Here is a 23,656-nt window from a genome sequence, read left to right as displayed (position 1 = left end):
ATCATTATAAGTGATAGTTAACATCATTTTGAATCATTTTACGTGATATATTTTTTCTTTTACAATTTTCTTTGTGCAAATAGAAAGAGGAGGGGGATTGTGTTGAAAAAAGGTCAAATGATAATAGGGGCTTTAGCTTGTTTAATTGCAAGTATGTCGTGGGGAGCAATGTTTCCGGTTGCTGATCATGCGTTAGAATACATAGATCCATTTTATTTTTCGCTTATTCGCTATGGAGCGGTGGCGATCGTACTGATTGTATTGCTGTTAATGAAAGAAGGAAAACAGGCATTTCGTTTAGAGGGAAGAGGAAAGTTACTCATCTTTTTCGGGACGATGGCGTTTACTGTATATAATGTACTTATATTTTTAGGTCAAATGTTAATGGGGAAATCAGGTGTGATGGTAGCCTCCATTATGGAAGCACTTATGCCAATGATTTCTATTTGTATTCTATGGGGATATAAGCATGTAAAACCGAAAAAGTATATGATAACGAGCATGATTATCGCTTTTGTAGGAGCTATGTTTGTTATTACAAAAGGTGATATGAGTTTCTTTTTAACGTTGAAAGATAACATGTTTTCACTAGCATGTATATTTGTTGGAGTTGTAGGTTGGGTTATTTATACGATGGGTGGTCAAACGTGTAGCGACTGGTCAACATTACGTTATTCTACGTTGACGTGTGTATTCGGTACGACTGTCACAGGGATTATAACTGTAATTATTACATCGCTTGGATATGTATCGGTCCCGAACATGGGAACGATTTCTATCGTGAAATATGATTTATTGTTTATGATGACATTACCGGGAATCGTAGCATTACTCGCTTGGAATTACGGTGTGAAGATTTTATCATCTATTAATGGGATTTTATTTATTAACTTTGTGCCTATTACAACTTTAATGATTATGATGATGCAAGGACATCAAATAACGATGTTTGATATTGTAGGAACTTTACTTGTTATTGCAGCACTTATTCGCAATAACGTTTGTCAGAGAAAAGAAGAAAATATAAATAAGAAGGTTTTGCAAGAAGAGCAATTACGCCAAGCTGTTTAATAGGCAATTGGAGGATTTCATATGTTAGAAAGTTTATTGTTTTTCTTTGCTGTCGGAGTTGCTTGTGAGCTTGCAGCAATTAACCGAAATGGTCGTAAGAAGATAAAACAACAAGCTGAAATGATACAGCTTTTAAAAGAGTTAAAAGAAAGAAACATTTAAAAAGACGACCGGGCATAGACGGTCGTCTTTTTCTATATAAAGGGGAAAGGGGACACAAAGTTATACAAGCGTAGCAGTGTAAATAAAAGCAGTAAGAAGAAGAGAGCCGCTAGCTAATCCTAAAAAATCTAATTTGTTAAAAGTGATATTGTTCATAATGAATTCTCCTTACTTGTTTAATGTAGAAGCAACAGCTCTAGCATCGATTAGAGCGGAAAATACCATGCCCACTGTAATTAAAAAATTGTTCGTTTTCATCTTGTTCATCATATTGATCCGCTCCTTTTCGAATAGTTGTTGTTTCTTTCTGACTTAATTGTATGAAATATTGTAAGAAGTAACTATCGAATTAGCTTACAAGAAAATTACACTTTTGTAAGAATTGAAATTTAACAATTAATACTCAAATTTATTACCAACTCCTAAAACTTAGTGTTATAATTGTTGTAAGAGAATGATTATAATTCGGATGTTCAGAAAGGAACGAAACAAATGTATAAACCAATTACATTTTTGTTGAAATATATATTTAAAACAGCTGGAAAAGTAGAAGTGCAAGGAAGAGAAAAGTTACCAGAAGGCGGCCCGTATGTTGTTGCGTGTACACATACAAGTTTTATGGATGTATTAATGTTAGCTACAGGGATGTATCCGACCCAAATTCATTACATGGCTAAAAAAGAATTATTTGAAGGGAAATTCAAAAACTGGTTCTTTAAAAATGTGAATGCATTCCCTGTAGATCGTGCGAATCCAGGGCCGAGTACACTCAAAATTCCGTCACGTCTATTAAAAGAAGGGAAAGTAGTAGGGATTTTTCCAAGTGGGACGCGATCAACAGAAGATGTTTCATTAAAAGCTGGGGCTGTTACGATTGCGCTACGTTCTAATGTCCCGTTAGTACCGGCAGCTTATGTTGGTCCATCAAGTGTAAAAGAATTAATAAAGGGGAAAAAGGCACAATTGATTTTTGGAGACCCAATTCAAATTGATGCTGAAGAACAAATAGATCGAAAAACAGCTATGAAAATGATGACAGATCAATTAAATGAGAAGTTTGAGGAGCTAAAGGAAACTTTGCAATCAAATCAAAAATAAGAAAAGACGACCGGGCATAGACGGTCGTCTTTTCTATTACTATTTATAATAAAGGGGAAAGGGGACACGAAATTTATACAAGCGTAGCGGCGTAAATAAAAGCAGTAAGAAGAACTGATCCGCTAGCTAGTCCTAAAAAATCTAATTTGTTAAAAGTGATATTGTTCATAATGAATTCTCCTTACTTGTTTAATGTAGAAGCAACAGCTTTAGCATCGATTAGAGCGGAAAATACCATGCCCATTGTATTTAAAAAATTGTTTGATTTCACTTTGTTCATCATATGAATCCGCTCCTTTTCGAATAGTTGTTGCCTTGTTTCTGACTTAATTGTATGAAATATTGGGGAGAGTCACTATCGAATTAGCTTACAGGAAAATTACACTTTTGTAAGAAAAACGAATGCAGGTGTAATGATGAGAAGATTTGACATATGTTCATGGGATTCATTAAGTTAAAAGTAGAGGTGAGTGTATGGCTAATATTAAAGATATTGCAAAGATGGCGGGAGTTTCAGTTACGACTGTTTCGAGAGTATTGAATGACCATCCGTATGTAAGTGAAGAAAAAAGGAATGCAGTTATAGAGATAGTGGAGAAGTTGAATTACTCACAAAACGCAAATGCTGTTCATTTATCAAAAGGGAAAACGAATATTGTTGGTGTGATTTTACCGTATATTAATCATCCATGCTTTGATGCGATGGTAGGCGGGATGATGGAGGTGGCGTTAGCTCATAATTACAGAGTGCTACTTTGCCAAACGAATTATAATAAAGAAGAAGAAATGAAAAGTTTACATATGTTAAAAACAAAACAATTGGATGGCCTTATTATTTGTTCTCGTGCAAATGATTGGGAAACGATAGAGCCGTATGCTTCCTATGGGGCAATTGTCGCTTGTGAAGATAATGATATTTCGAATATCTCAAGCGTATATACGAATCATTCAGCCGCTTTTCAATTAGGAATGGATTATTTAATCGAGAAAGGTTATAAAAAAATTGGTTATTGCACGGGAAGGAAATTAGGACCGAGTAGTCAAAAGCGTTTTGATGTTTATAAACAGCAATTGCAATCTATAGATGAAGAATTGAATGAAGAATGGATTTTCACAGAATGTTTTACATTAGAAGATGGTGTGAAAGTGGCTCATAAATTAAAGGGGATGCAGCATCTTCCCGAAGCATTAATAGTAGCAGGAGATGAAGTTGCGATTGGGGTTATGACAGAAGCTGAAAAATTAGGTATTCAAGTTCCTGAGGATTTAGCGATTATTGGCTTTGATAATCAACCTATTTCGCAAGTGTTACAACTTACAACCATTGATCAAAATTTAAAGGAAATAGGTAAAAAGGCCTTTGAAATGTTTTACAGGCAAATAAGTGATGGAAGTTCTAAACAAGAAAAGGTGGAAATTCCATATGAACTTGTGGAACGCTCTACTGTTTAGTTTTAATCCGTTATGTGTAAGTTGCATAACGGATTATTTTTTTGAAATAACTTTGACAGGGAACGCGTTTCATACTTTATAAAGGAGTTAAACCGGTCTGTAATAATCCATGGATTCTTTTCAAGAATAGTATTTGGGGGGATATGCATGAATGAACTTTTATTGAGTGTGAAAAAGCATATAGAGGATGATGAAAAGATTTTGGCTTTTGTAGTAGGGATATTTGAGAAGGATGATTTTGCGCTATCGTATCAACACGGGATTTTTGCTGCTACTACTAGACGTCTCCTCTTTTATGGGAAATTTCCATACTATCCTGCAACATTTAAAGATTATTCGTATTTGCATATAGATAGCATAGATTTTCGTCCGCATTTCGAATGTACTTGTAATCATGAAACCATTCGAGCTAAGTATATTCAGAAGGGGAATGTGGAGCGATTTGTCAGTACAGTTAGAGCGAATGTGAATAATTAATCACCCCTTTGTTTAAACATAATATCTCGATCTTTAAGAGTGAAAATGCGCAATAAAAACAACTTCTAAACCTCTAGGAGATAGTGATACAATGTCAAATGGGGGGAGGTATGAACTATGGTTAATCAACGTATAAAGGAAATAACACTAATTACAATTGGTTCATTATTATTCGCAATTGGTATTAATTACTTTGCAATTCCAAACCGTTTATCAGAGGGTGGAATTATTGGTATAACGGTTGTTACGTACTATTTATTTGATTGGTCGCCGGGGATTGTGAACTTTGCTATAAATGCAATTTTATTAGCTATCGGTTATAAATTTTTTGATAAGAAAACGATGGTTTATACAGTTTTAGGGATTGTAGAAACATCTTTGTTTTTATATGTTACGGAACATATTGAGTATCATGTAAATAGTGATACGTTATTAGCGGCTCTATTCGCTGGCTTATTTGTCGGTGTTGGATTAGGCTGTATGTTCAAAGCTGGAGGTACATCAGGAGGATCGGCAATCTTAGCGCAATTAGCAAATCAATATTTAGGGTGGAGCGTTGGTAAAGGCGTACTTATTATTGATATCGTAGTTATTGCTGGTTCTGTATTTATAATAGGGCAAGAAAAAGCGATGTACACACTTGTTGCAGTATTCATCGGAGCAAAAGTGATTGATTTCATTGTAGAAGGAATGGATACAAAAACGGCTGTTACGATCATTTCAAATCAACCAGACTTAATACGTGAAACTATTACGAAAAATATGACGCGCGGTGTCACTGTATTAGAAGGACGCGGCGGATATACTGGTAAAAATAAAGAAGTATTATATATTGTTATTAATAAACAAGAGCTTGTTAAGTTAAAGCAAGTTATTAGTCGAGTAGATGAAGATGCTTTCGTTGTTATTCATGATGTACGTGATGTACTTGGCGGTGGCTTTAAAGCGAGCTAAAAGGTGAACGAGTAAATTCGTTCACCTTTTTTAATTCTTACAAAAATGTAAGTGTAATGTAATGAGGTTCAATAGTAGATTTTATTCCTTCTTTTTAAAATGGATGTATATATATCCTGCTGAGGAGGAATGTTTATTATGAAGAAAAAAATGATCACTACTATAATAGCGATGGTAGTGATAGTAATAATGTTACTGCCTACGAAACTTGGACCGGTTATCGATAAATATAATCCGCTTTATAAGACGAAAGAATACTATACGGTTGTGAATACAATTGGTCAGCCTATTGGTGATGAGTGGTATGAATATGAATTTATTGCGTTTGACGAACGTGGAAGAGAACAAAAAATAAAGAAGACTGTTAAGCATATGTTAAAGAGAGATGAAGCATTAAAGGTGTATGCAAAAGGACGCTATGGCGAGGCAATTGAAGAAATTGAAGCTGTAAATATTCCTATTAATGCGAAGAGTAAACTTTTAGCGGTGAGATAGCGAATTATACCCCCACCTATTTTTTGTCGAAAATAAAAATACTAGGTAGGGGTATTTTGGAATGTATAAGAAAGCCTTAGTCCATATGGACTAAGGCTTTCTTTATTATATAAAGGGGAAGGGGGTACATTGTAGTAGCATGAGTGAAAGGTATAAGAAGAGTAACTACTAGCAATGTAATTTGGTTATGTGAGTGTTCTTCTTATTTGGCTTACTTTCTAATTTTATTGTACGAGATGTAAGTAATAGAAACTATCGAATTACATTACACATAGCTTACAAACATGTAAGTCTTCTGTAATGTAATTCGATGGTTAAAAGATAGTGAATTTTATATAGTGTAATTAGAAAGTCTCACTGTATTACTTTCTGTTTGTAATGTTAATGAAGAATGAAAAACCAACTACCTTTTAATAACCCCCATCTGTATGTAGATGGGGCCCTTTTTATAAACCTTACAACATTGTAAGGTTTACGTAAGTTAATTCGATAGTAAATTTGTCATATTTTTTGCATAATAGATACAAATAGATAAAAATAATTAGGGATATAGTAAGAAGGGAGAAAACTGGGATGCGTAAAGAAGAAGTAGTGAAGTTTCCAATTAAAGATTTCTGTAGCTACTTTACTGTTGCCGTAGTATGTATTGGATTATTTGATATCATAACAAACTTAATTGTTAAATAACATAGATGAAAAAACAAGAAGGGAGATCCTTTCTTGTTTTTTTTATGGGGGAATAAATATGAAATGGATTGATAGCCATATACATGTTGACCAATATAAGGATGAAGAAAAAAGTAGATTACTTAAAGATGTGGAACATAGTAAAGAGATAAAGGGGCTTATCGCGGTATCTATGAATTATCAATCATGTAAAGAAACTTTATCTTTAGCAAAGCGATATCCTTTTGTACATCCAGCGATAGGTTTTCATCCAGAGCAACCGATTTATAAAGAAGAATGTGAGCAAATTTATAAATTAATTGAAGAGCATGTAGAAGACATAGTTGCGATTGGTGAAGTAGGATTACCGTATTATTTAAGAAAAGAAGATGAGCACATTGCTGTCAATTCATATATATCAGTGTTACAACGGTTTGTTGAACTAGCTAGTAAATATGATTTACCAATTATATTGCATGCAGTGTATGAAGATGCTGATATTGTATGTGACTTACTGGAGAAATATAAAGTCTCACGTGCACATTTTCATTGGTTTAAAGGAAGTGAAACAACAATGAAACGGATGATGAAGAACGGTTATTATATTTCTATCACGCCAGATGTTTTACATAAGGAGAAAATTAGAAAAATTGTTTCGTATTATCCACTTGAATATATGATGGTAGAAACAGATGGACCGTGGGAATTTCAAGAGAATGTTATGACGCATCCGAGAATGATTCGAGAGGTATTAAAGGAAATTAGTGTTATAAAAAACATATCTGTTGATAAGGTTGCGAAAATGATATATGAAAATACGATTCGATTTTACTTGAAAGGATAGGAGAGTTACTCTTATCCTTTTTATTATGGATATTTTTTCTAATATTTTCTATAATTTATGATGTGTTTAATTTGATGAAGGAAGTAGGGAAGAAAATGGGGAGAGCGTATAAAAAAATAGCTATTACAATGATGGTCGGTGCACTTTCACTTGTAGTGTTTGGGTGTGAGGCAGAAAAAAAGGTTATAAATCCAAACACAACACAGGAAAAGAAGGAAGAACAAATTGATCCAGTAGTTGAAAAACAGATGAAAGAAAATGAGAAAAAAGGGAATACGGTTGGAAACAGTTCTAATAAAGGAAAGATGGTAGAGAATAATGGATGGGTTTACTATGCGGTAAATAGTGATAAAAATACAGGAGGGATTTATCGTACGAAAGATCAATTTCAGACTTCGGAACGTGTAGTGGAAGGTGTAAATGCTTCTTACATAAATATAAAAAACAAAGCTTTATATTTTATTCATACGGATGAAGAGAAGAATGCGGGAGTATCTTCTTTAATGAAGTACGATATATCTAACAAAAAGCTAGACACGTTAAAAGCGGATACAAATTATGTTTATATAAAAGATCAAACTTTATTTTATCCGAAAAAATATTCTGAGCATGGTGGTTTTGATATTGTAGGGATAGTAAAAATGGATTTGAAAACGGGGCAGGAAGAAGAAGCAGCATTTAAAAACTCAGGTTGGTCTCAAACGATAGACGATAGTATTCTACATTGGAATAAAAATCGTGGAACACAAGTGACAAAAGATAATAAAACTTGGTCAAAGGAAAATTATGCAACAATATCTAGTGCTACTTATAATAATGAAAAATTATATGCTGTGGTCGACTTTTCGTTACCTTTTGAAACAAATGAAGCTGAGCATGGCATATATGAAATAGACATTCAACAAAATAACGAAAAGTTATTGGTAAAGGATGCCTTGCAGATGAATGTGAAAGGGGATACTTTTTATTATTTCAAAAAGGATGGAGTATATAAGAAGAAAATGAATGGTGGAAATGAAAAAGTAATTTATAATAAAGCGGTTGAACCAGCTAAATCCTATTTATATTTTGTAGCAGGAGATATGTATCTCTATACGGATAATGGAGCTATTTTAAATCTAGATACAAAGAAATCAAATGAAGAAAAAGATAAGAAATTAGCAGATGATGTTATGTTACAGAAAGTATGGAATGCACAGAAGGAACTTACTAATGTTCAAATGGCTGCACTAACAGGAAACCCAAAACGAGTAGGAGATTTCTCATACGGGGAATTAGTGAATCCTATTTATAATACGAAGGATACTTTAGAGACTACGCTATCTACGTACTTCTCAAAACCATTTATAGCAGAGTATATGAAGAGTAAGTATATTAAAGAGTTAAATGGAAAAATGCACTATGCTATTGGAGATCCAGGATCAAAAGCAGCAACTAAATTTACAAAAATTATTTCTGCCGAGCTAAGGGATGGAAAAATAAAAGCGCAGGTAGAAACGTATAATGATTATGATAATGTAACGGAAAAAGTAGAAGTTGAATTTATTTATGAAAATAATCAATGGGTTATTAATAATATGCCACGTTTTGGTTTAAGTTAAAAAACCACCAAGCATTTTGCTTGGTGGTTTTATTTTAGGATTCTAATTTTTTCGCACGTCTTAATAACAGTAGAAAGACAATGATGAAGAAACCAAGTATAAGGAAGAATCCATATTGTTTTACATAGTCCATTACGTCGCTTACGCTTGTTGGTTTTTCAACGTGAATGCCGTCTTTATTAGTAGTAATATGAATATCTTTCATTTTCACTTCATTTGTTTCTTTTTGTAAATCAATCCATTCTATATTTGGAATGCTTTCTAGATTCTTTAATACTTCTTTTAATGGTTTTACACCTAAGTAAGGATGATAGAATGCACCAATAACTCCATCGGATAATTTAGCAACAGATACAGCGTTAGCTTTCATCTTTGCAATAGCTTGTGGCTTATCTTCTTCAATAAAGCCAACCGTTTCAGGCATTAATTTCATTCCATGCAAGAATGATGGTGTACTTCTGTATGCTGGAGAGTGCATGGATTTCCAAGTTGTATCACTTAACTGTAGTTGTCCTACATAAGTCGAAAAGTACCTTGATAATATTTCATATCCTTTTTGAGACATCGTGTAATGAGGTGCTTCAAATGCGACAGGATATAGTTTGGCATCCACAAGTTCTTGAATCCCTTTTTCAATATGATCAGTCGTATATTTTTCTTCAAATTCTTCCCCTTTTTTTACATATGCATTATATGCTTCTATATTAGGAAAGTCATCTTTTGTTTTTGGTTTTTCGTGCTTCGGTTGACGAATTGGTTGATCTGTTTTTACGTCCCAAAATTCAAAACCTTCTCCAGTTTCACTATCATAAAATTGATGCGTATAACCGTGCATAATAATTGCTGCACCATCATCTTGCATAGAGCGCAAAAGATCGACTAGCTCAGGTTTATCTTTTAAATGTATTGTCTTTCCTGTATCCGGATCTTTATATACCGGTATGACTGTAATCATGTAAGGAATCTTTTTCTCTTTTAGTAATGCAGCAATTTCTTTTAATTGATTTATATCTGCGGCTGGATGAACATCTTCAAGACGTAAATAAGCTTCCACTTTATCTGTCGTTGGTTTTTGTCCAAAGTAAGAAAATAACATTTCACCTATGTAATGGGATATCCAGTCGAAGAGATTGGGTGTTGCAACATAATAAGAATTATTTTGTTGAACAATTAATGGATAAGTATTATTTTCTTTTAAAGCATGGGCGAGAATTGTTCCAGTTGTATCAAGATGTTTAATTGATCGTTCTTCTTCTAATGTATTCTTTAGTTTACGTGTTGGATATTCAATTGTATCAGAGTTTATCTCTTCATTTTTAAGAGTGATAAACGAAAAACGATGGGATAACTGTTCTATATTTTCACCTAAAACTAGTAGTGACCCTGAGAAACTTTCTAGAAATTCTTTTGTTTCAGTAGAAAGTTCTTCATGTTTTTCACCTATGTAAATAACATGTGTATATGAAGATTTATCAGTTATTTCAGCTAACTGTTTTAAGTTTTTAATTGTTATGTCATTAGTAAAATGTCCTACTTGTGTATTAATTATTTGGGTATCACTTGTAATTTGATCATCATTCGAACTGTATAAAATAAGGACTTTGGGATTTTCGTTTTTTTGTGCGGAAATAGGGACGGGAATTAATAGTAGTAAACTAAATAAGAGTAGCAACCATTTTTTCATATTATTATTCTCCTAGTTTATATTTAGAATTCAGTTTACAATTATATACAAAAAATGCGTTTCAGTCTATGAAAGTTACATTTTTGCACGTATTTACCAGCTGTTTTTTCACAAAATCGGTCTAAAGCATGATGATAATATGTATAGTTATTTGCTATGATAAAAGGGTAAGAGAATGATAGAATGTGGGTAATTGTAAAGGGAAGAAGGCTGAAAGGGGACAAATTTCAGCGGAGAAAGAGGTAGTGGTAGTGAAGAAATTCTTTGTAGGATTTTTAGTTGTTCTTGGGGTGTACTTATATTTCCAAGGAAAGTCTGAAGGAATGGGCAAGTTAGTGAATGAGACAAGCTATGTTGATTCAGAAGAAGCAAAACAGATGAAACAAATTATTATAGAGGAAGCAAAGAAAGTTAATCTTCCAGAATGGATACCTCTTACAATTGCCGAACATGAAAGCCGGTTAAATCCAAGAAGTGTTGGAGATAACGGAACTTCATTTGGATTGTTTCAATTGCACCGTGGTGGTGGACTTGCACCAGATCATTTAACTGATGAAGAGTTGAAAGATCCGCGCACAAATGTGCAAATTGCAATGCCGCATTTAATGAAAGGGTATAAGCGCGGGGTGCAGAAAGGTTTGACGGATTTTGCATTACTAAAATATGTAGCAAATACATCTGGATGGCCAGGTAATCTGGGTCCAGAGTGGACGGATAATAACATGAAGTATAACATCGGATTAGAAGATGTGTACTATCGAAATAAAGGTGTGCTAAAAGAGTAGGTTTTCTATACCTACTCTGTTTTTTTGTGAATAATTGCGCCGTCTTGTTTTGTGAAATACACCGCTAGTTGTATTTTCACGTCTTCTAGTTTTGTAGAAACTTGCGGTATTTTATATCCTACATACAATGGTGAAACGACAAACCTAGGAACAACTTTACAAATGATTTTTCCGTTTAAGTAATAGAAGAATAAGTTATAACTACTACATCCTTTATGGAAATCTGTCAGTATGTACCGTACAGTTTGCTGAATATAATTTGCTAGTTCATCTATGTATTTAACATCTTCGATGATGATATTAAATTCAGTAAAACCGATAATAGGACGATCTGAAATATTGAGTTCAATGTGTTCGTTTTTTTGTACAATTACTCCTCGGAAGTTGTCCGGTTCTACGTTACCGAGATAGTCTACATATTTCATTCCGATGATCTGCATGTGTGCATGATGCAAACTTCCGCCTGAGAATGGCCCGTGATTTTTGTATAAAATCACAGATGTGAATTCTTCATTCTTCTGTAAGTCTAACCAATGTTTAATCGAGAAACGAATTAGCGATCTCATATGTTCTTCTGTATATGTCGCAATATGATCTTCACAATTATCGGTTTCGATTAGCACCGTTTGAAATGTATCTTTTAATGTAGGAAATTTGTTTTTCAGCCAAATAATTGAGCCCTCAGTTGCTAAAATATCCATCAAATTTTCTCTGTCACAAAAAGGACATGCAGCGCTTCTATTCCGGATGCTTTCTGGTTTTTGTTTGCCGATATCGTTTAAAAAGTATAGTTGTTGTGTATCCATTTGTATATATGCCCCTTTAAAATATATGTAAAAAATCTCGCTTAATACATTCGGGAAAAGAAGAAGGAAATCCTTTAAAGGGAATAGGAAAAATAAAAGACAAGATATCCTCATTACAACAGGGTACCTTGTCTTTTATTTTTTCTTTAATAGTGTGTATGGATAATATAGATCGTTTTTATTATGTTTATTTTTTCTATTTTTTATTTTGTATAAGGCAATTGCTGTACTCACGATTACAATAATGGCTTTCTTCATATTCGTTTACCCCTTTTTTATTGTTGGTTTAATTCTTGGCTAACTGCTTTTGCATCAACTAGAGCGTGTAAAATCATTTTTACCATGTTCATCATATTCTTTCACTCCTTTTTATAGTTCGTTTAGTTCTTTTACAACTGCTTGTCCGTTCACTAATACCTCAAAGATTGCTTTTACGATTTCTTTCATCATGATTGTTTCCTCCTTTTGTTGTCTCTCTTGTTTACATCTTTATTGTATAGGGAGGCATCTTTTCGTACTATCGCTTTCCATTACGTGAACATAACAGTTTTGTAAGATTTGATGTCACTTATTGAAATGTTTAGTCTATCTTCATTATTTTCAGAAAAATGACTATTCAAACATGAAATGGGAAAGTATAATAAAGAAGTAAGTATTAAATTCCGTACGAAAGAGGTGAATGAGATGAAACGTTCTTTAGCTGCACGTGCCAAATTTTTAGATTATATCTATTTTTGTCGTGCGATTTTTCATGATGTAGTTGTTAACGGGATACGTCTGTCCTTTTTTAACAATTGCATAGTAGCTATTGAACGATAGAAATCTCTTCACCCATTTTTAATAAACGTGTGAAAAGGGAGCTATTTGGCTTCCTTTTTCTATGTCGAAAACCATGGGGAATGTTTCTTTCCCATGGTTTTTTATATTGAAAGGAGTACGGAAAATGACAATTTGTAGTGTAAATAATGTGACGAAATCTTTTGGTGGAAACATCATATTTGAAAATATATCGCTTGAAATAAAGAATGGTGAACGTGTTGGATTAGTTGGTCGTAACGGTAGTGGGAAGACAACAATCTTTCAGCTTCTAACTGGAATGGAAAGTTTAGATGCAGGAGCCATTCATATGAAGAAAGGTACACGTATTGGTCATGTGGCACAAATTCCGAAATTTGATGAGGAGATGACTGTATATGATGTACTGAGTTCGGCTTTTAAAGCAGAAAAGGAATTAGAAAGAGAAATGCGTACTTTAGAAAAAAATATGGCGGAAGAACGAGAACCGTCTGCTTTACAAAAATTAATGGAGAGATACGGAGTAATTCAAGAAAAGTTTGCGTTCCTTGGTGGTTATGAAATAGAAGCGAATTTGATGAAGGTAGCAAATGGTCTACAGGTGACAGAGCTATTTCCTCGATCATTTCTGGAGTTAAGTGGTGGGGAACAAACAAAGGTAAGTCTTGCATACATGCTATTGCAGAAACCAGATCTACTTCTATTAGATGAACCAACCAATCATTTAGATTTATTCGCCGTAGAATGGCTAGAGCAATTTTTAAAAGAATACAATGGAACGGTTATGGTCATTTCACATGATCGCTATTTCCTTGATGAAGTTGTAACGAAGATTTTTGATTTAGAAGATGGAGAGATTCACGTGTATCATACAAACTATTCTCAGTTTGTTGAGGGAAAGGAAGAACGATTGCTTCAGGAGTTCCAGGCTTATCAAGAACAGCAAAAGAAAATAAAGAAAATGAAAGAAGCAATTAAGCGACTACGTGAATGGGCAAATCAGGCGAATCCTCCGAATGAAGGATTGCATAAGAGAGCGAGAAGTATGGAACGTGCACTGGAACGTATGGAGAAACTAAAGAAACCTATTTTAGAACGGAAACAAATGGGACTTCAGTTTGAAGGGCAAGAGAGAAGTGGGAAAGATGTTGTTGTAATGAAAGAAGTGAGTAAAGGGTTTGCTGGCCATCCTTTATTTAATGAAGCGAATTTACATGTTCGTTTTCAAGAGCGTGCGGCAATAGTCGGTCGTAATGGTACAGGAAAGACAACGCTACTAAAGTTATTATTAGAAGAAATAGAACCAGACGCTGGTGAAATTCGAATTGGTAGTAGTGTGAAAATCGGTTATTTATCACAGCATGCGTACGGAAATGTGAAGAGTAATGTATTAGAAGCTTTCAGGGAATATGTAGCTGTAACAGAGGGCGAAGCGAGACATATATTAGCTAAGTTTTTATTTTATGGTCCAGCGGTGTTTAAGAAAGTAACGCAACTGAGCGGTGGAGAAAAAATGAGATTAAGGCTTGCGCAACTTATGTATCAAGATATCAATTTTTTAATTTTAGATGAGCCGACAAACCATCTCGACATTGAATCAAGGGAAGTTTTAGAGGAAGCCCTTGAACAATATAATGGAACGATTTTAGCTGTTTCACATGATCGTTATTTTTTAAATAAGTTATTTGAAAAGACGTATTGGATTGATGAGCGTAAATTATTTGAGTTTGCAGGGAACTATGCATGGGCGCGTCAAAAGTGGGAAGAAAAACTCGAGACACAAGTAATAAAGCAGCAACGCCAAGGAAGAAAAAGAATTGAAATAGCTCCTATAAAAAAGAAAGAAGTTAGGAATGTTGAGGAGATTGAAACCGAGTTAATGCATGTAGAAGAAGATATATATAAGCTTGAGTGTAAGATGGAACATGTAGTTGATGTTGAAATGCTTGAACAATTGTATGAGGAAAAAGCGAAGCAAGAGTTGTTACGAGCGGAGTTATATAATGAGTTAGAGAATATTGTGGAGTGAAAAGTAGAAAGTGAAATCCTTTCAGTTTTGCTGAAGGGATTTCGCTTTTTTATATGGATACTTTAAGAGATAAATAAAAGTTGTGTTTCACGTGAAACAGTAAGATTGATAAATCTTTGTTACGTAATTTGCATAGGGTGTGAAACATAAAAGGTATTGGGGGTCTTACTGCCCATTAAAGCGGGATAAATTATTTCCCGAGACATAAGTATGTGAACGGCGATTCGTGATTGAAAACAAAAAAACAGAGTTACAGCTTTACGCGCTGAACTCTGTTTTCTTTTTGTTTCGTATCTTCTCTTGTTGAAATGATAATGGCGATCCCGAGCATAATAAAAAAAGCTAAAAAGAGGACGAACTTTGGGAAGAATGGGAATAGTAATAGCGCCCCGACTATCATCATTGTTAATAATACGTAGTGCAGGACGTATTGGAATAGGTTGTCCATGTTTTCGCCCCCTTTTTGGTAATTGGTTATTAGTATTCTATGTTGCATACTGAACGAATAGAAGTGGATTTTTAAGTTTTTTCATACGAAATAAAAGAGAACGATTGAAGAGTTTGTTTCAACAAGTAAACGAAATTATGATGGATATTATAATCAAAAAGTAGATGAATTAGCTAAGCAAGCATTAGAAACGTTGGATATTGAAAAGCGAAAAGAAATTTATAAAAAGTTATATCAAGAGTTAAGTGAAGACCCGCCTGTAATCTTCTTAAATAATAGCAAAGTGGTGTCTGCACATCATGCACGAATTCAAGGATTACAAGAAGATAACTATAACGGTATTTTATTAAGTTTACCTAAATTAAAGATAGAACAATAATTCAGGAAGAATTATCAAAATATTTACTCAGAAAGAATTGACAAAATATAACTGAAGATATAAGCTAATAACCATAAAGTCTACCGGAAAGGTCGGAATAGAATTGTTACCCCTCAAAAACATCTATTTTTTTACGATTAAAACCGACTTTTCCGATTGGCTATAAAATGTTGCTGTGGGAGGCATACATAAGGCAAGCAGTTCATAAGGTTTAATTATTAAAAAAAGAAAAGTTAGGGTGGGGACAATGAAGAAAAAGACAAAAAAATGGGCTGGTGTATTTTCGGTATTACTGAGTAGTTCGCTTGTGTTATCTGCTTGTGGGGGACAGGAAGAAACGGCTTCTACAGAACCGGTAAAAAAGCAGGATTTAAAAGACGCTAAGATTGAATCAATTCCAGCTACAGATAAAAAGAAAAGTCCAGAGAAAGCAAATCAACGAAAAGATACTTTTATTACAGCCATTTCTAAGCCAGGGGGAGTTTTCCTTCCATATTTTCAAGAGAATGGTTGGGATGGAAATGTAACGTCTGTAATTTTTGCGTCATTAGTAACAACAGACAAACAAAGTAAACCTGTTCCAGATCTTGCAGAAAAATGGGATATTTCTGCTGACCAGTTAACATATACATTCCACTTACGTAAAAATTTAAAATTTAGTGATGGGTCGCCTTTAACGGCGGATGACGTAGCATTTACACTAACACTACTTCATGATAAAGCGTATGAAGGTGGATTGGATATTGCTCAGTATGCTGTTAAAGGCGGGAAAGAATATAAAGAAGGAAAAGCAACTGCTATTGAAGGAATTCAAGTTGTTGATCCACAGACAATTAAAATTACAACTGAAAAAGTTAATTCACAGGCGCTAACGAATTTAGGTGGCCCGGTGCTATCAAAAGCTTATTATGGAAAAGATTATAAACAAAATACAAGTTTAGACTATTTAAAAGCATTATATGGGCAACCAATTGCAGCGGGTCCATATAAATTTGAAAAATATGTTCCAGGTCAAGAAGTACGCTTTGTTGCTAACGAAAATTATTATGCAGGTAAACCAAAAATCAAAAACTTTATTTACAAAATCACATCAGGTGATACTGGATTCCAATTATTCCAAACAGGTGAACTGGACTATAGTGGATTTAGAGCAAATCCTGAGAATATAGACCAATTAAAAGGATTAGAGTTTGCAAATATTAATCTTGAATCATCAAGTGATATTGCTTATATCTATGTAAATAATAAGAAATCATATTTGAAAGATAAGAAGGTACGTCAAGCACTTACTTATGGATTAGACCGTAAGAAGTATGTGGATACAGCTTTACAAGGATATGGATCTGTTGCTAACGTACCAATTGCGCCAGTTTCATGGGCATATACAGAAGAAGGTATTAATAAATATCCACACGACGTAGAAAAGGCTAAAAAATTATTGGATGAGGCTGGTTGGAAAGTAGGTTCTGACGGGGTTCGTGAAAAAGATGGTCAAAAATTAAAATTAACATACTACGCATCAAATACAGGTAAAACAAATGATATCTTTATTCCAATTGCAAAAGAAAGTTACAAGGAAATCGGTGTTGAATTAAATCCAGAGTTGATGGACTTTAATACGATGCTTTCAAAAGTAGGAAAAGGTGACTACGATTTAGCGGCAGTTTCAACACCAGGAATTAGTGACCCAAGTGAAGTTGTAAGTGAGTACTTATCAACGAATCCAAAAAGTGATACGGGTTATAACAACCCGAAAGTAGATGATTTGATTGTAAAAGGTATAGGGACGACAGATATTGAAAAACGTAAAGCGATTTATAAAGAACTATATAAAGAGTTAAGTGATGATCCACCAGTTATTTTATTAAACTATCGTAAACTACTTTATGCTCATAATGCACGTATCAAAGGAATTGAGCCAGAAAAATACGATAGCATTAGTTCCAACTTACCAGTGTTATCTATTGAACAATAAGGGTTGACCTAAATAATAGAAGGCGTTTTTTCATACAGCGATGGAACAGTAGCTGTTTTGAAAAAATGTTCTTCTATTTTTAAGTAAATAAGATTGGGGAGACAAAAGGTGAAAACATATATCATTCGTAGGTTCCTTCAAATGATCCCTACATTGTTTGGTACATCTATTATTATTTTTTTCTTATTTGCACTTTTGCCGGGGGATTATATTGATTCAAATCCAAAGTTAACACCAGAGAGAGCTCAAGAGTTAAGGGAATTGTATGGCTTAAACAAACCAATTATTGAAAGATATTTTCACTGGTTAGTGAATGCTTTACATGGTGATTTTGGATTTTCTTTACAGTATCAAGAACCTGTAACTTCATTACTTAATAAATTTATTTGGAATACATTTATCGTTGCTGTTGCAGCTTTATTTTTCACTTGGATTATTGCTCTTATTATTGGGGTTATTTCTGCAACAAAGCAACACTCTTGGTTTGATAGATTGGTAACAATCGGTGTCTTTGCAGCAATGTCATTTCCATCATTTTTTATCGGATTATTTTTAATTAAATTATTAGCAGTTGATTTAAAGTTACTACCTATTGGTGGCATGATTGATATTGGGAGTAACTCAACAGGGATAGCATACATATTAGAAGTATTACGTCACATGATTCTACCTGTGTTTATTTTAACGCTTCTTGGTGTAGGATCGTTAACACGATATTTTCGAACTGGTATGTTGGACGTTATTAGGCAAGATTATATTCGGACTGCTCGTGCAAAAGGTTTAAAAGAAAGAACCGTTATTTATAAACATGCATTGAAAAATGCAATTTTACCAGCAATTACATTACTTGCTTTTGAATTACCGGGTTTATTTTCAGGAGCTATTATTATTGAACAGATTTTTAACTGGCCAGGGATTGGGAGTATTCAATTAGAAGCATTAAACTTCCGTGATTATACGGTATTAATGGCCTTTACGATGTTTCTTTCTTGTTTAACCATTATGGCTAATTTCTTAGCTGATATTGTATATGCGTTTGTTGATCCAAGAATTCGATTGAAGTAAGGGGGGAAAGATATGGAGACTATTACACCAATAATAGAGAAAAAGAAAGAACGAAAAAAGAGAAATGAATCATCACCATGGCGTCAAGCGTATAAAAAAATTAAGAAAAATAAGATGGCATTGTGTGGCTTATACGTTTTAATATTCATGTTTTTATTTAGTTTTATCGGTCCGATCTTTTCACCATATGCTGATGGGAAAGTACAAGTAACACAAATTAATAAACCACCCAACCTATCACATTGGCTTGGAACCGATCAGTTGGGACGGGATATTTTAACTAGACTTATGCAAGCAGGACGTATTTCACTAACGATTGGTTTAGCGTCGATGCTACTATCCGTCATACTAGGAGCACTATTAGGAGCGATTGCTGGTTTTTATCGAGGGGTTGTGGATCATTTAATTATGCGAGTTGCAGATGTGTTAATGTCCATTCCGGGATTACCGCTACTTATTATAATGGGAGCAATTCTGTCAGAATGGAAATTACCATCGGAATACCGTTTATATGTTGTAATGATTATTTTAAGTTTAGTAGGATGGCCAGGACTGGCCCGTCTTGTGAGGGGGCAAATTTTAACATTGCGGGAGCAAGCCTTTATGCAAGCAGCAGATGTATTAGGATTAAAGGATTCTCGGAAAATTATCCATCATTTAATTCCTAACGTCTTTCCATTGCTTATTGTTGTAGCAACTTTGGGTGTGGCTGGATCTATTTTAAGTGAATCCGCACTAAGCTACTTAGGTCTCGGAGTTGTTCCACCTACACCATCATGGGGGAATATGATTAGCGCAGCTAACTCATTAATTGATTTCCAAAAGCGTCCGTGGTTATGGATTCCGCCAGGTTTCGCAATCTTTATAACAGTTGTATCAATTAACTTACTTGGTGATGCACTTCGTGATGCATTAGATCCAAAGATGAGACGGTAGGTGAGGGAATATGAGTAGAGCGGTAGTAGAACTGAAAGATTTACAAACACACTTTCAGACAGAAGAAGGGACAGTAAAGGCTGTAAACCATGTTAGTTTTGCAGTTCGGGAAGGTGAAACGGTTTGTGTAGTAGGTGAATCAGGTTGTGGGAAAAGTGTAACAGCTTTATCTATTATGGGACTTATTGCTGAATCCGGCAGTGTAGTAGGCGGAGATATTTTATATGAAGGAAAAAGTCTTTTAGGAATGAAAGAGAAAGAGCTTCGTAGTTTACGAGGTAATGATATTGCGATGATTTTCCAAGAACCGATGACATCGCTAAATCCGGTCTTCACTGTAGGGGAACAGATTGTAGAGACGTTAAGGGAGCATGAATTACTTAGTAAAAACGAAGCGTATGAGAAAGCAATTGAGTTAATTCGTAAAGTCGGCATAGCTCGTGCGGATGAAATCATCCATTCTTATCCGCATGAACTAAGTGGCGGGATGTTACAACGTATTATGATTGCTGTTGCACTTAGTTGTAATCCTAAGTTATTAATTGCTGATGAACCGACAACGGCTCTTGATGTTACGATTCAAGCCCAAATATTAGACTTATTAAGACAAGTAAAAGAGGAATTTAAAACATCCATTTTATTAATTACACATGATTTAGGCGTTGTAGCAGAAATGGCTGATTACGTTGTCGTTATGTATGGCGGAAAAGTTATTGAAGAAGCCCCAGTACTAGAGATATTCCAAAATCCGAAACACCCGTATACGAAAGGCTTGTTGAAATCAAAACCAGTGATGGGAAAACGAATAGATAAACTATATTCTATTCCAGGGCAAGTTCCTAATTTAGTTGGTTTGGATGAATTTTGCTACTTCAGCGGTCGTTGTGAGCATTGTATGGAAATATGTAAAGAAGAAGCACCGAATCTAAATGTACATGATAAGAATCATAAAGTAGCTTGCTGGTTATATGAGGAGCGTGCGGAACAATGAGTGAACCATTATTAGAAGTAAAAAACTTAAAAACATATTTTCCGATTAAAGGTGGCATATTTAGTAGAACGGTTGGACATGTAAAAGCAGTTGATGGAGTAAGTTTTACTATTAATAAAGGTGAAGTGTTCGGTCTCGTTGGTGAATCAGGAAGCGGAAAAACGACGATAGGAAAAACCATTTTACGTCTCGTCCAAAAAACGGAAGGGGAAGTGAAGTTTAAAGGACACGATGTTCATTCTTTATCAAAAGAGGAATTAAGAAAACATCGTCCTAATATGCAGCTTGTGTTTCAAGATCCATTTAGCTCATTAAATCCGAGAATGAGAATTGGAGAAGCACTGGGGGAGCCGATGTTGGCTCACGGACTAGCGACGAAAGAAAATGTTCGTGAAAAGGTAACAGAAGTATTAGAATTATGTGGCTTAGCCCCATATCATATTGAAAGGTATCCTCATGAGTTTTCTGGTGGACAACGTCAGCGTATCGTTATCGCAAGAGCTATGGTATTAAACCCGGAATTCATTGTAGCCGACGAACCTGTGGCAGCACTAGATGTATCTATTCAAGCCCAAATCATTAACTTATTTAGTGAGTTACAGGAGAAAAAGGGATTATCCTATTTGTTCATTTCACATGATTTAAGTGTAGTCGAACATTTATGTACGAAAATCGGGATTATGTATTTAGGAACGATTGTGGAAACAGCGCCGCGTGATGAGTTATTTACGAACCCACTTCATCCGTATACAAAAGCATTGTTATCGGCTGTGCCAATACCAGATCCAACAGTGAAGCGAGAGAGAATCATACTAGAGGGTGACATTCCAAGTCCAGCAAATCCACCTTCAGGTTGTCGTTTTCATACACGTTGCCCGGTTGCAACAGATATTTGTAAACAAACAGTACCAGAATTCCGTAATGTTGGTGAGGAGCATTTTGTAGCTTGTCATCATGTATAAAAAAAGGACTCTTTCAAATAGAAAGAGTCCTTTTTTTATTTACTAGATGAAGTTTGTTTCAATACAAATTGCTCGATTGCATGAGCAACACCATGTTCATTGTTTGTTAATGTTACAACATCACATAGTTTTTTTACATCTTCTTCAGCATTTCCCATTGCAACTGATAAGCCAGCTACTTGTAACATTGGTACATCATTAAAGTTGTCCCCGATTGCAATAGTATCTTCAATTGGTATATTGAAATAAGCAGCCATTTCTTGTAGGCCGTTCCCTTTATGACCATGCTTATCCATAATTTCTACATTAGTAGGAGCTGATGCCGTAACTGAAATATCAGTGTCTTCTTGTAACATGCTTAATAGCTGTGCGCGATGCGCTGCATTAAATGTCAAAATGAAGAATTTAGATATTTCTAATTCTGGATTATTTACAACATCTTCAATTTTTTGAAAATCAGTAATTAAGTTTGATTTCTTTTGTTTTTCTGTAATTCTTTCAAGTTCTTCGAGTGTAACATCTAGTGCATGCTTGTTTTCTTCAAACGCTTGCATGACTTGGTTTTGCCATGTATATGGAGAATAAACTCCTTTATTCGTATATAGCTTATATGGAAAACCTTCAGATTCTAGTAATTTTGCAAGCTTGTATACTTTATCGTTTTGTAAACAACGTGAGTTAATTACCTTTCCATCCACATAAACAATTGCCCCATTGCTTGCTCCAACTGGAAGGGATAGTTTATATTCTTCCAATAATTTTAAAGCATCCTCTTTTGCGCGACCAGAACAAATCATGACAATATGACCAGCCTCTTTTGCAGTTTGGATAGCTTGTAAGTTCTCTTTGGAGATCTCAAGATTAGATGATAGTAGTGTACCATCCATATCTAATGCGATTAATTTCAAAATGACCACCTCTTTGCTTTTATTATACATAGTTATATAGAGGAAACATATAAACTTATCTTGGAAAGATTGTATTTTATCTAGCATGAACAGTCAGTAAAAGCTCGATAGATTCCGACGTATTCATTTAAATATTTACTTTGATTTGTAACAAAAGTAGAGGTAAGTATAGGTATGTTTCGTTATACGACTGTAATATTACAATAATATTACAAACTTCAACTTGGTAGAAAGTGCATTAAAACAAGGTTTTTAAGGGTGTTTATAAAAAAACGTAAAAAAAGTGTAATAAAATTTACGTAATTATATTGCAACGTAACAATAGCTATGTTACATTAATGTTACAAACGTTACGTTATTAACTTTAATGTAACGCTAACATAAAAACTATGAAATAAACATTTCTTAGAAATTACATATAGATAACTTATTAAAAAGGAGGATACATAAAATGAAAGAGCAAGTATTACAAGTAACAAAAGGTGACTTCGTAGGATCAGCAAGTGGAGCGGTAGTATTAACAGCATTAATCGTATTTCTATCAAGCGTATTAGTATAATAGAAGTTTTGTAATAAAAGAAAAAGAGAGGAGAATGCAAAATGAAAGAGCAAGTATTACAAGTAACAAAAGGTGACTTCGTAGGATCAGCAAGTGGAGCAGTAGTATTAACGGCATTAATCGTATTTCTATCAAGCGTATTAGTATAATGGGAGTTTTAAATTATACAAAATGAAAGGAGAATGAGGAATATGAACAGTGAACAAGTGTTACAAGTAACGAAAACAGATTTATTAGGATCATTAGGTGGAACGATAGTATTAACATCATTTATTCTATTCCTTGCAAATATATTAGTATGATATATACAAATACAATCATTCAAAAAAAATAAAGACTCTAGCATATTAGTAAGTAGTTAATATGTTGGGGTCTTTTTTGTTTTCTTCTATATATCCCTCCAAGTATGAATAGCCCCCCTTTATTTTAAAGAGAAAAAAGTCGAATTTTATATGTAAGAAAAAAAGAGGAATTTGACAGAAAAGATAGAAAATTTTAAAGGTCAGAATTTGTT

At 34.2% G+C, this 23,656-nt stretch carries 27 protein-coding genes and 1 pseudogene; 21 read left to right on the top strand and 7 right to left on the bottom strand.

Features of this window, described 5'->3' with window-relative positions; all coding sequences use genetic code 11:
- The first annotated feature begins 102 nt into the window (after window positions 1–102).
- Both ACXVYO_RS00660 and ACXVYO_RS00655 read left to right on the top strand, forming a co-directional pair.
- Complete coding sequence (locus ACXVYO_RS00660) at window positions 103–1,071, top strand: DMT family transporter (RefSeq protein ID WP_458465769.1); 969 nt, start codon at window positions 103–105, stop codon at window positions 1,069–1,071.
- Window positions 1,072–1,092: 21 nt separating this feature from the next.
- Window positions 1,093–1,233 carry a YrzO family protein gene (locus tag ACXVYO_RS00655; protein ID WP_000894069.1) on the top strand — a complete coding sequence of 47 codons (141 nt, stop codon included), beginning with the start codon at window positions 1,093–1,095 and terminating at the stop codon, window positions 1,231–1,233.
- 60 nt (window positions 1,234–1,293) lie between these two features.
- Here the strand turns inward: ACXVYO_RS00655 and ACXVYO_RS00650 are convergent, their stop codons facing one another.
- Window positions 1,294–1,389, bottom strand: coding sequence for a DUF3948 family protein (locus ACXVYO_RS00650; protein ID WP_001060008.1), 96 nt, complete (start codon window positions 1,387–1,389; stop codon window positions 1,294–1,296).
- A 336-nt stretch (window positions 1,390–1,725) separates the two neighbouring features.
- Here ACXVYO_RS00650 and ACXVYO_RS00645 point away from each other — a divergent pair, with 336 nt between their 5' ends.
- A complete protein-coding gene (locus ACXVYO_RS00645) occupies window positions 1,726–2,331 on the top strand; it encodes a lysophospholipid acyltransferase family protein (RefSeq protein WP_000277789.1) in 606 nt (201 codons plus the stop codon).
- A 73-nt stretch (window positions 2,332–2,404) separates the two neighbouring features.
- Here ACXVYO_RS00645 and ACXVYO_RS00640 read toward each other — a convergent pair whose 3' ends face one another.
- Window positions 2,405–2,500: a DUF3948 family protein gene (locus ACXVYO_RS00640; RefSeq protein ID WP_001060010.1), complete on the bottom strand. Its 96-nt coding sequence runs from the start codon at window positions 2,498–2,500 to the stop codon at window positions 2,405–2,407.
- A 305-nt stretch (window positions 2,501–2,805) separates the two neighbouring features.
- Here ACXVYO_RS00640 and ACXVYO_RS00635 point away from each other — a divergent pair, with 305 nt between their 5' ends.
- From ACXVYO_RS00635 to ACXVYO_RS00610, 6 genes are all read left to right on the top strand, one after another.
- Window positions 2,806–3,783 carry a LacI family DNA-binding transcriptional regulator gene (locus tag ACXVYO_RS00635; RefSeq protein WP_458465768.1) on the top strand — a complete coding sequence of 326 codons (978 nt, stop codon included), beginning with the start codon at window positions 2,806–2,808 and terminating at the stop codon, window positions 3,781–3,783.
- Between the two features lie 147 nt (window positions 3,784–3,930).
- Window positions 3,931–4,260 carry a PH domain-containing protein gene (locus ACXVYO_RS00630; RefSeq protein ID WP_458465767.1) on the top strand — a complete coding sequence of 110 codons (330 nt, stop codon included), beginning with the start codon at window positions 3,931–3,933 and terminating at the stop codon, window positions 4,258–4,260.
- Window positions 4,261–4,377: 117 nt separating this feature from the next.
- On the top strand, window positions 4,378–5,214 hold the full coding sequence (locus ACXVYO_RS00625) for a YitT family protein (RefSeq protein ID WP_458465766.1): 837 nt from the start codon (window positions 4,378–4,380) through the stop codon (window positions 5,212–5,214).
- A 138-nt stretch (window positions 5,215–5,352) separates the two neighbouring features.
- Entirely contained in the window at window positions 5,353–5,709 is a 357-nt protein-coding gene (locus ACXVYO_RS00620) for a YxeA family protein (RefSeq protein ID WP_073518249.1), read from the top strand.
- Between the two features lie 745 nt (window positions 5,710–6,454).
- The gene (locus tag ACXVYO_RS00615) at window positions 6,455–7,219 is read left to right on the top strand and encodes a TatD family hydrolase (protein ID WP_458465765.1); all 765 of its coding nucleotides are present in this window, start codon (window positions 6,455–6,457) and stop codon (window positions 7,217–7,219) included.
- A gap of 95 nt (window positions 7,220–7,314) precedes the next feature.
- Window positions 7,315–8,820 carry a DL-endopeptidase inhibitor IseA family protein gene (locus ACXVYO_RS00610; RefSeq protein ID WP_458465764.1) on the top strand — a complete coding sequence of 502 codons (1,506 nt, stop codon included), beginning with the start codon at window positions 7,315–7,317 and terminating at the stop codon, window positions 8,818–8,820.
- A 34-nt stretch (window positions 8,821–8,854) separates the two neighbouring features.
- Here ACXVYO_RS00610 and ACXVYO_RS00605 read toward each other — a convergent pair whose 3' ends face one another.
- Window positions 8,855–10,504, bottom strand: coding sequence for a DUF2334 domain-containing protein (locus ACXVYO_RS00605; RefSeq protein WP_458465763.1), 1,650 nt, complete (start codon window positions 10,502–10,504; stop codon window positions 8,855–8,857).
- Between the two features lie 251 nt (window positions 10,505–10,755).
- On the opposite strand from ACXVYO_RS00605, the gene ACXVYO_RS00600 reads away from it, so the two are divergent.
- Window positions 10,756–11,289, top strand: coding sequence for a transglycosylase SLT domain-containing protein (locus ACXVYO_RS00600; RefSeq protein WP_458465762.1), 534 nt, complete (start codon window positions 10,756–10,758; stop codon window positions 11,287–11,289).
- An 11-nt stretch (window positions 11,290–11,300) separates the two neighbouring features.
- On the opposite strand, the gene ACXVYO_RS00595 is transcribed toward ACXVYO_RS00600, so the two are convergent.
- Window positions 11,301–12,095 (bottom strand): DUF4931 domain-containing protein, encoded by a 795-nt coding sequence (locus tag ACXVYO_RS00595; RefSeq protein WP_458465761.1) that lies wholly within the window; start codon window positions 12,093–12,095, stop codon window positions 11,301–11,303.
- A 135-nt stretch (window positions 12,096–12,230) separates the two neighbouring features.
- A complete protein-coding gene (locus tag ACXVYO_RS00590) occupies window positions 12,231–12,353 on the bottom strand; it encodes a spore coat protein B (protein ID WP_458465760.1) in 123 nt (40 codons plus the stop codon).
- 426 nt (window positions 12,354–12,779) lie between these two features.
- On the opposite strand from ACXVYO_RS00590, the gene ACXVYO_RS00585 reads away from it, so the two are divergent.
- Window positions 12,780–12,914 (top strand): RAxF-45 family protein, encoded by a 135-nt coding sequence (locus ACXVYO_RS00585; RefSeq protein WP_046956655.1) that lies wholly within the window; start codon window positions 12,780–12,782, stop codon window positions 12,912–12,914.
- A 124-nt stretch (window positions 12,915–13,038) separates the two neighbouring features.
- Window positions 13,039–14,919 (top strand): ribosomal protection-like ABC-F family protein, encoded by a 1,881-nt coding sequence (abc-f, locus tag ACXVYO_RS00580; RefSeq protein ID WP_458465759.1) that lies wholly within the window; start codon window positions 13,039–13,041, stop codon window positions 14,917–14,919.
- A 250-nt stretch (window positions 14,920–15,169) separates the two neighbouring features.
- On the opposite strand, the gene ACXVYO_RS00575 is transcribed toward abc-f, so the two are convergent.
- Entirely contained in the window at window positions 15,170–15,367 is a 198-nt protein-coding gene (locus tag ACXVYO_RS00575; protein WP_458465758.1) for a hypothetical protein, read from the bottom strand.
- Window positions 15,368–15,467: 100 nt separating this feature from the next.
- Between ACXVYO_RS00575 and ACXVYO_RS00570 the strand changes: the two are divergent.
- The 6 genes and pseudogenes from ACXVYO_RS00570 to ACXVYO_RS00545 all read left to right on the top strand — a co-directional run.
- Window positions 15,468–15,746 (top strand): annotated as a pseudogene (locus ACXVYO_RS00570) (ABC transporter substrate-binding protein); the annotation flags it as partial.
- A gap of 247 nt (window positions 15,747–15,993) precedes the next feature.
- A complete protein-coding gene (locus ACXVYO_RS00565; protein ID WP_458465757.1) occupies window positions 15,994–17,721 on the top strand; it encodes an ABC transporter substrate-binding protein in 1,728 nt (575 codons plus the stop codon).
- 108 nt (window positions 17,722–17,829) lie between these two features.
- Window positions 17,830–18,786 (top strand): ABC transporter permease, encoded by a 957-nt coding sequence (locus tag ACXVYO_RS00560; protein WP_000860691.1) that lies wholly within the window; start codon window positions 17,830–17,832, stop codon window positions 18,784–18,786.
- Between the two features lie 12 nt (window positions 18,787–18,798).
- Window positions 18,799–19,722, top strand: a complete 924-nt coding sequence (gene opp4C / locus ACXVYO_RS00555) for an oligopeptide ABC transporter permease (protein WP_458465756.1) — start codon at window positions 18,799–18,801, stop codon at window positions 19,720–19,722.
- Between the two features lie 10 nt (window positions 19,723–19,732).
- Window positions 19,733–20,713, top strand: a complete 981-nt coding sequence (locus ACXVYO_RS00550) for an ABC transporter ATP-binding protein (RefSeq protein ID WP_458465755.1) — start codon at window positions 19,733–19,735, stop codon at window positions 20,711–20,713.
- On the top strand, window positions 20,710–21,675 hold the full coding sequence (locus ACXVYO_RS00545) for an ABC transporter ATP-binding protein (RefSeq protein WP_458465754.1): 966 nt from the start codon (window positions 20,710–20,712) through the stop codon (window positions 21,673–21,675). The genes ACXVYO_RS00550 and ACXVYO_RS00545 overlap by 4 nt, the downstream gene beginning before the upstream one ends.
- 35 nt (window positions 21,676–21,710) lie before the next feature.
- Here ACXVYO_RS00545 and ACXVYO_RS00540 read toward each other — a convergent pair whose 3' ends face one another.
- Entirely contained in the window at window positions 21,711–22,583 is an 873-nt protein-coding gene (locus tag ACXVYO_RS00540; protein ID WP_429607292.1) for a Cof-type HAD-IIB family hydrolase, read from the bottom strand.
- Between the two features lie 451 nt (window positions 22,584–23,034).
- Here ACXVYO_RS00540 and ACXVYO_RS00535 point away from each other — a divergent pair, with 451 nt between their 5' ends.
- Genes ACXVYO_RS00535 through ACXVYO_RS00525 form a run of 3 tightly spaced genes read left to right on the top strand, consistent with a single transcriptional unit; the run spans window position 23,035 to window position 23,444 of the window.
- The gene (locus ACXVYO_RS00535; protein WP_000664237.1) at window positions 23,035–23,142 is read left to right on the top strand and encodes a DUF3948 family protein; all 108 of its coding nucleotides are present in this window, start codon (window positions 23,035–23,037) and stop codon (window positions 23,140–23,142) included.
- 41 nt (window positions 23,143–23,183) lie between these two features.
- Complete coding sequence (locus ACXVYO_RS00530) at window positions 23,184–23,291, top strand: DUF3948 family protein (protein ID WP_000664237.1); 108 nt, start codon at window positions 23,184–23,186, stop codon at window positions 23,289–23,291.
- Between the two features lie 42 nt (window positions 23,292–23,333).
- Complete coding sequence (locus ACXVYO_RS00525; RefSeq protein WP_458465753.1) at window positions 23,334–23,444, top strand: DUF3948 family protein; 111 nt, start codon at window positions 23,334–23,336, stop codon at window positions 23,442–23,444.
- Window positions 23,445–23,656: the final 212 nt, after the last annotated feature.

The organism is Bacillus sp. BC08, assembly GCF_054326875.1.
This window is presented reverse-complemented; position numbering and strand designations above follow the sequence as displayed.

Excerpts from the sequence above, each read along its gene's own strand:
- ACXVYO_RS00655 (WP_000894069.1), top strand. The coding sequence starts at position 1,093 with ATGTTAGAAAGTTTATTGTTTTTCTTTGCTGTCGGAGTTGCTTGTGAG.
- ACXVYO_RS00650 (WP_001060008.1), bottom strand. The coding sequence starts at position 1,389 with ATGAACAATATCACTTTTAACAAATTAGATTTTTTAGGATTAGCTAGC.
- ACXVYO_RS00645 (WP_000277789.1), top strand. The coding sequence starts at position 1,726 with ATGTATAAACCAATTACATTTTTGTTGAAATATATATTTAAAACAGCT.
- ACXVYO_RS00640 (WP_001060010.1), bottom strand. The coding sequence starts at position 2,500 with ATGAACAATATCACTTTTAACAAATTAGATTTTTTAGGACTAGCTAGC.
- ACXVYO_RS00635 (WP_458465768.1), top strand. The coding sequence starts at position 2,806 with ATGGCTAATATTAAAGATATTGCAAAGATGGCGGGAGTTTCAGTTACG.
- ACXVYO_RS00630 (WP_458465767.1), top strand. The coding sequence starts at position 3,931 with ATGAATGAACTTTTATTGAGTGTGAAAAAGCATATAGAGGATGATGAA.
- ACXVYO_RS00625 (WP_458465766.1), top strand. The coding sequence starts at position 4,378 with ATGGTTAATCAACGTATAAAGGAAATAACACTAATTACAATTGGTTCA.
- ACXVYO_RS00620 (WP_073518249.1), top strand. The coding sequence starts at position 5,353 with ATGAAGAAAAAAATGATCACTACTATAATAGCGATGGTAGTGATAGTA.
- ACXVYO_RS00615 (WP_458465765.1), top strand. The coding sequence starts at position 6,455 with ATGAAATGGATTGATAGCCATATACATGTTGACCAATATAAGGATGAA.
- ACXVYO_RS00610 (WP_458465764.1), top strand. The coding sequence starts at position 7,315 with ATGGGGAGAGCGTATAAAAAAATAGCTATTACAATGATGGTCGGTGCA.
- ACXVYO_RS00605 (WP_458465763.1), bottom strand. The coding sequence starts at position 10,504 with ATGAAAAAATGGTTGCTACTCTTATTTAGTTTACTACTATTAATTCCC.
- ACXVYO_RS00595 (WP_458465761.1), bottom strand. The coding sequence starts at position 12,095 with ATGGATACACAACAACTATACTTTTTAAACGATATCGGCAAACAAAAA.
- ACXVYO_RS00590 (WP_458465760.1), bottom strand. The coding sequence starts at position 12,353 with ATGAAGAAAGCCATTATTGTAATCGTGAGTACAGCAATTGCCTTATAC.
- ACXVYO_RS00585 (WP_046956655.1), top strand. The coding sequence starts at position 12,780 with ATGAAACGTTCTTTAGCTGCACGTGCCAAATTTTTAGATTATATCTAT.
- abc-f (WP_458465759.1), top strand. The coding sequence starts at position 13,039 with ATGACAATTTGTAGTGTAAATAATGTGACGAAATCTTTTGGTGGAAAC.
- ACXVYO_RS00575 (WP_458465758.1), bottom strand. The coding sequence starts at position 15,367 with ATGGACAACCTATTCCAATACGTCCTGCACTACGTATTATTAACAATG.
- ACXVYO_RS00565 (WP_458465757.1), top strand. The coding sequence starts at position 15,994 with ATGAAGAAAAAGACAAAAAAATGGGCTGGTGTATTTTCGGTATTACTG.
- opp4C (WP_458465756.1), top strand. The coding sequence starts at position 18,799 with ATGGAGACTATTACACCAATAATAGAGAAAAAGAAAGAACGAAAAAAG.
- ACXVYO_RS00550 (WP_458465755.1), top strand. The coding sequence starts at position 19,733 with ATGAGTAGAGCGGTAGTAGAACTGAAAGATTTACAAACACACTTTCAG.
- ACXVYO_RS00545 (WP_458465754.1), top strand. The coding sequence starts at position 20,710 with ATGAGTGAACCATTATTAGAAGTAAAAAACTTAAAAACATATTTTCCG.
- ACXVYO_RS00535 (WP_000664237.1), top strand. The coding sequence starts at position 23,035 with ATGAAAGAGCAAGTATTACAAGTAACAAAAGGTGACTTCGTAGGATCA.
- ACXVYO_RS00530 (WP_000664237.1), top strand. The coding sequence starts at position 23,184 with ATGAAAGAGCAAGTATTACAAGTAACAAAAGGTGACTTCGTAGGATCA.
- ACXVYO_RS00525 (WP_458465753.1), top strand. The coding sequence starts at position 23,334 with ATGAACAGTGAACAAGTGTTACAAGTAACGAAAACAGATTTATTAGGA.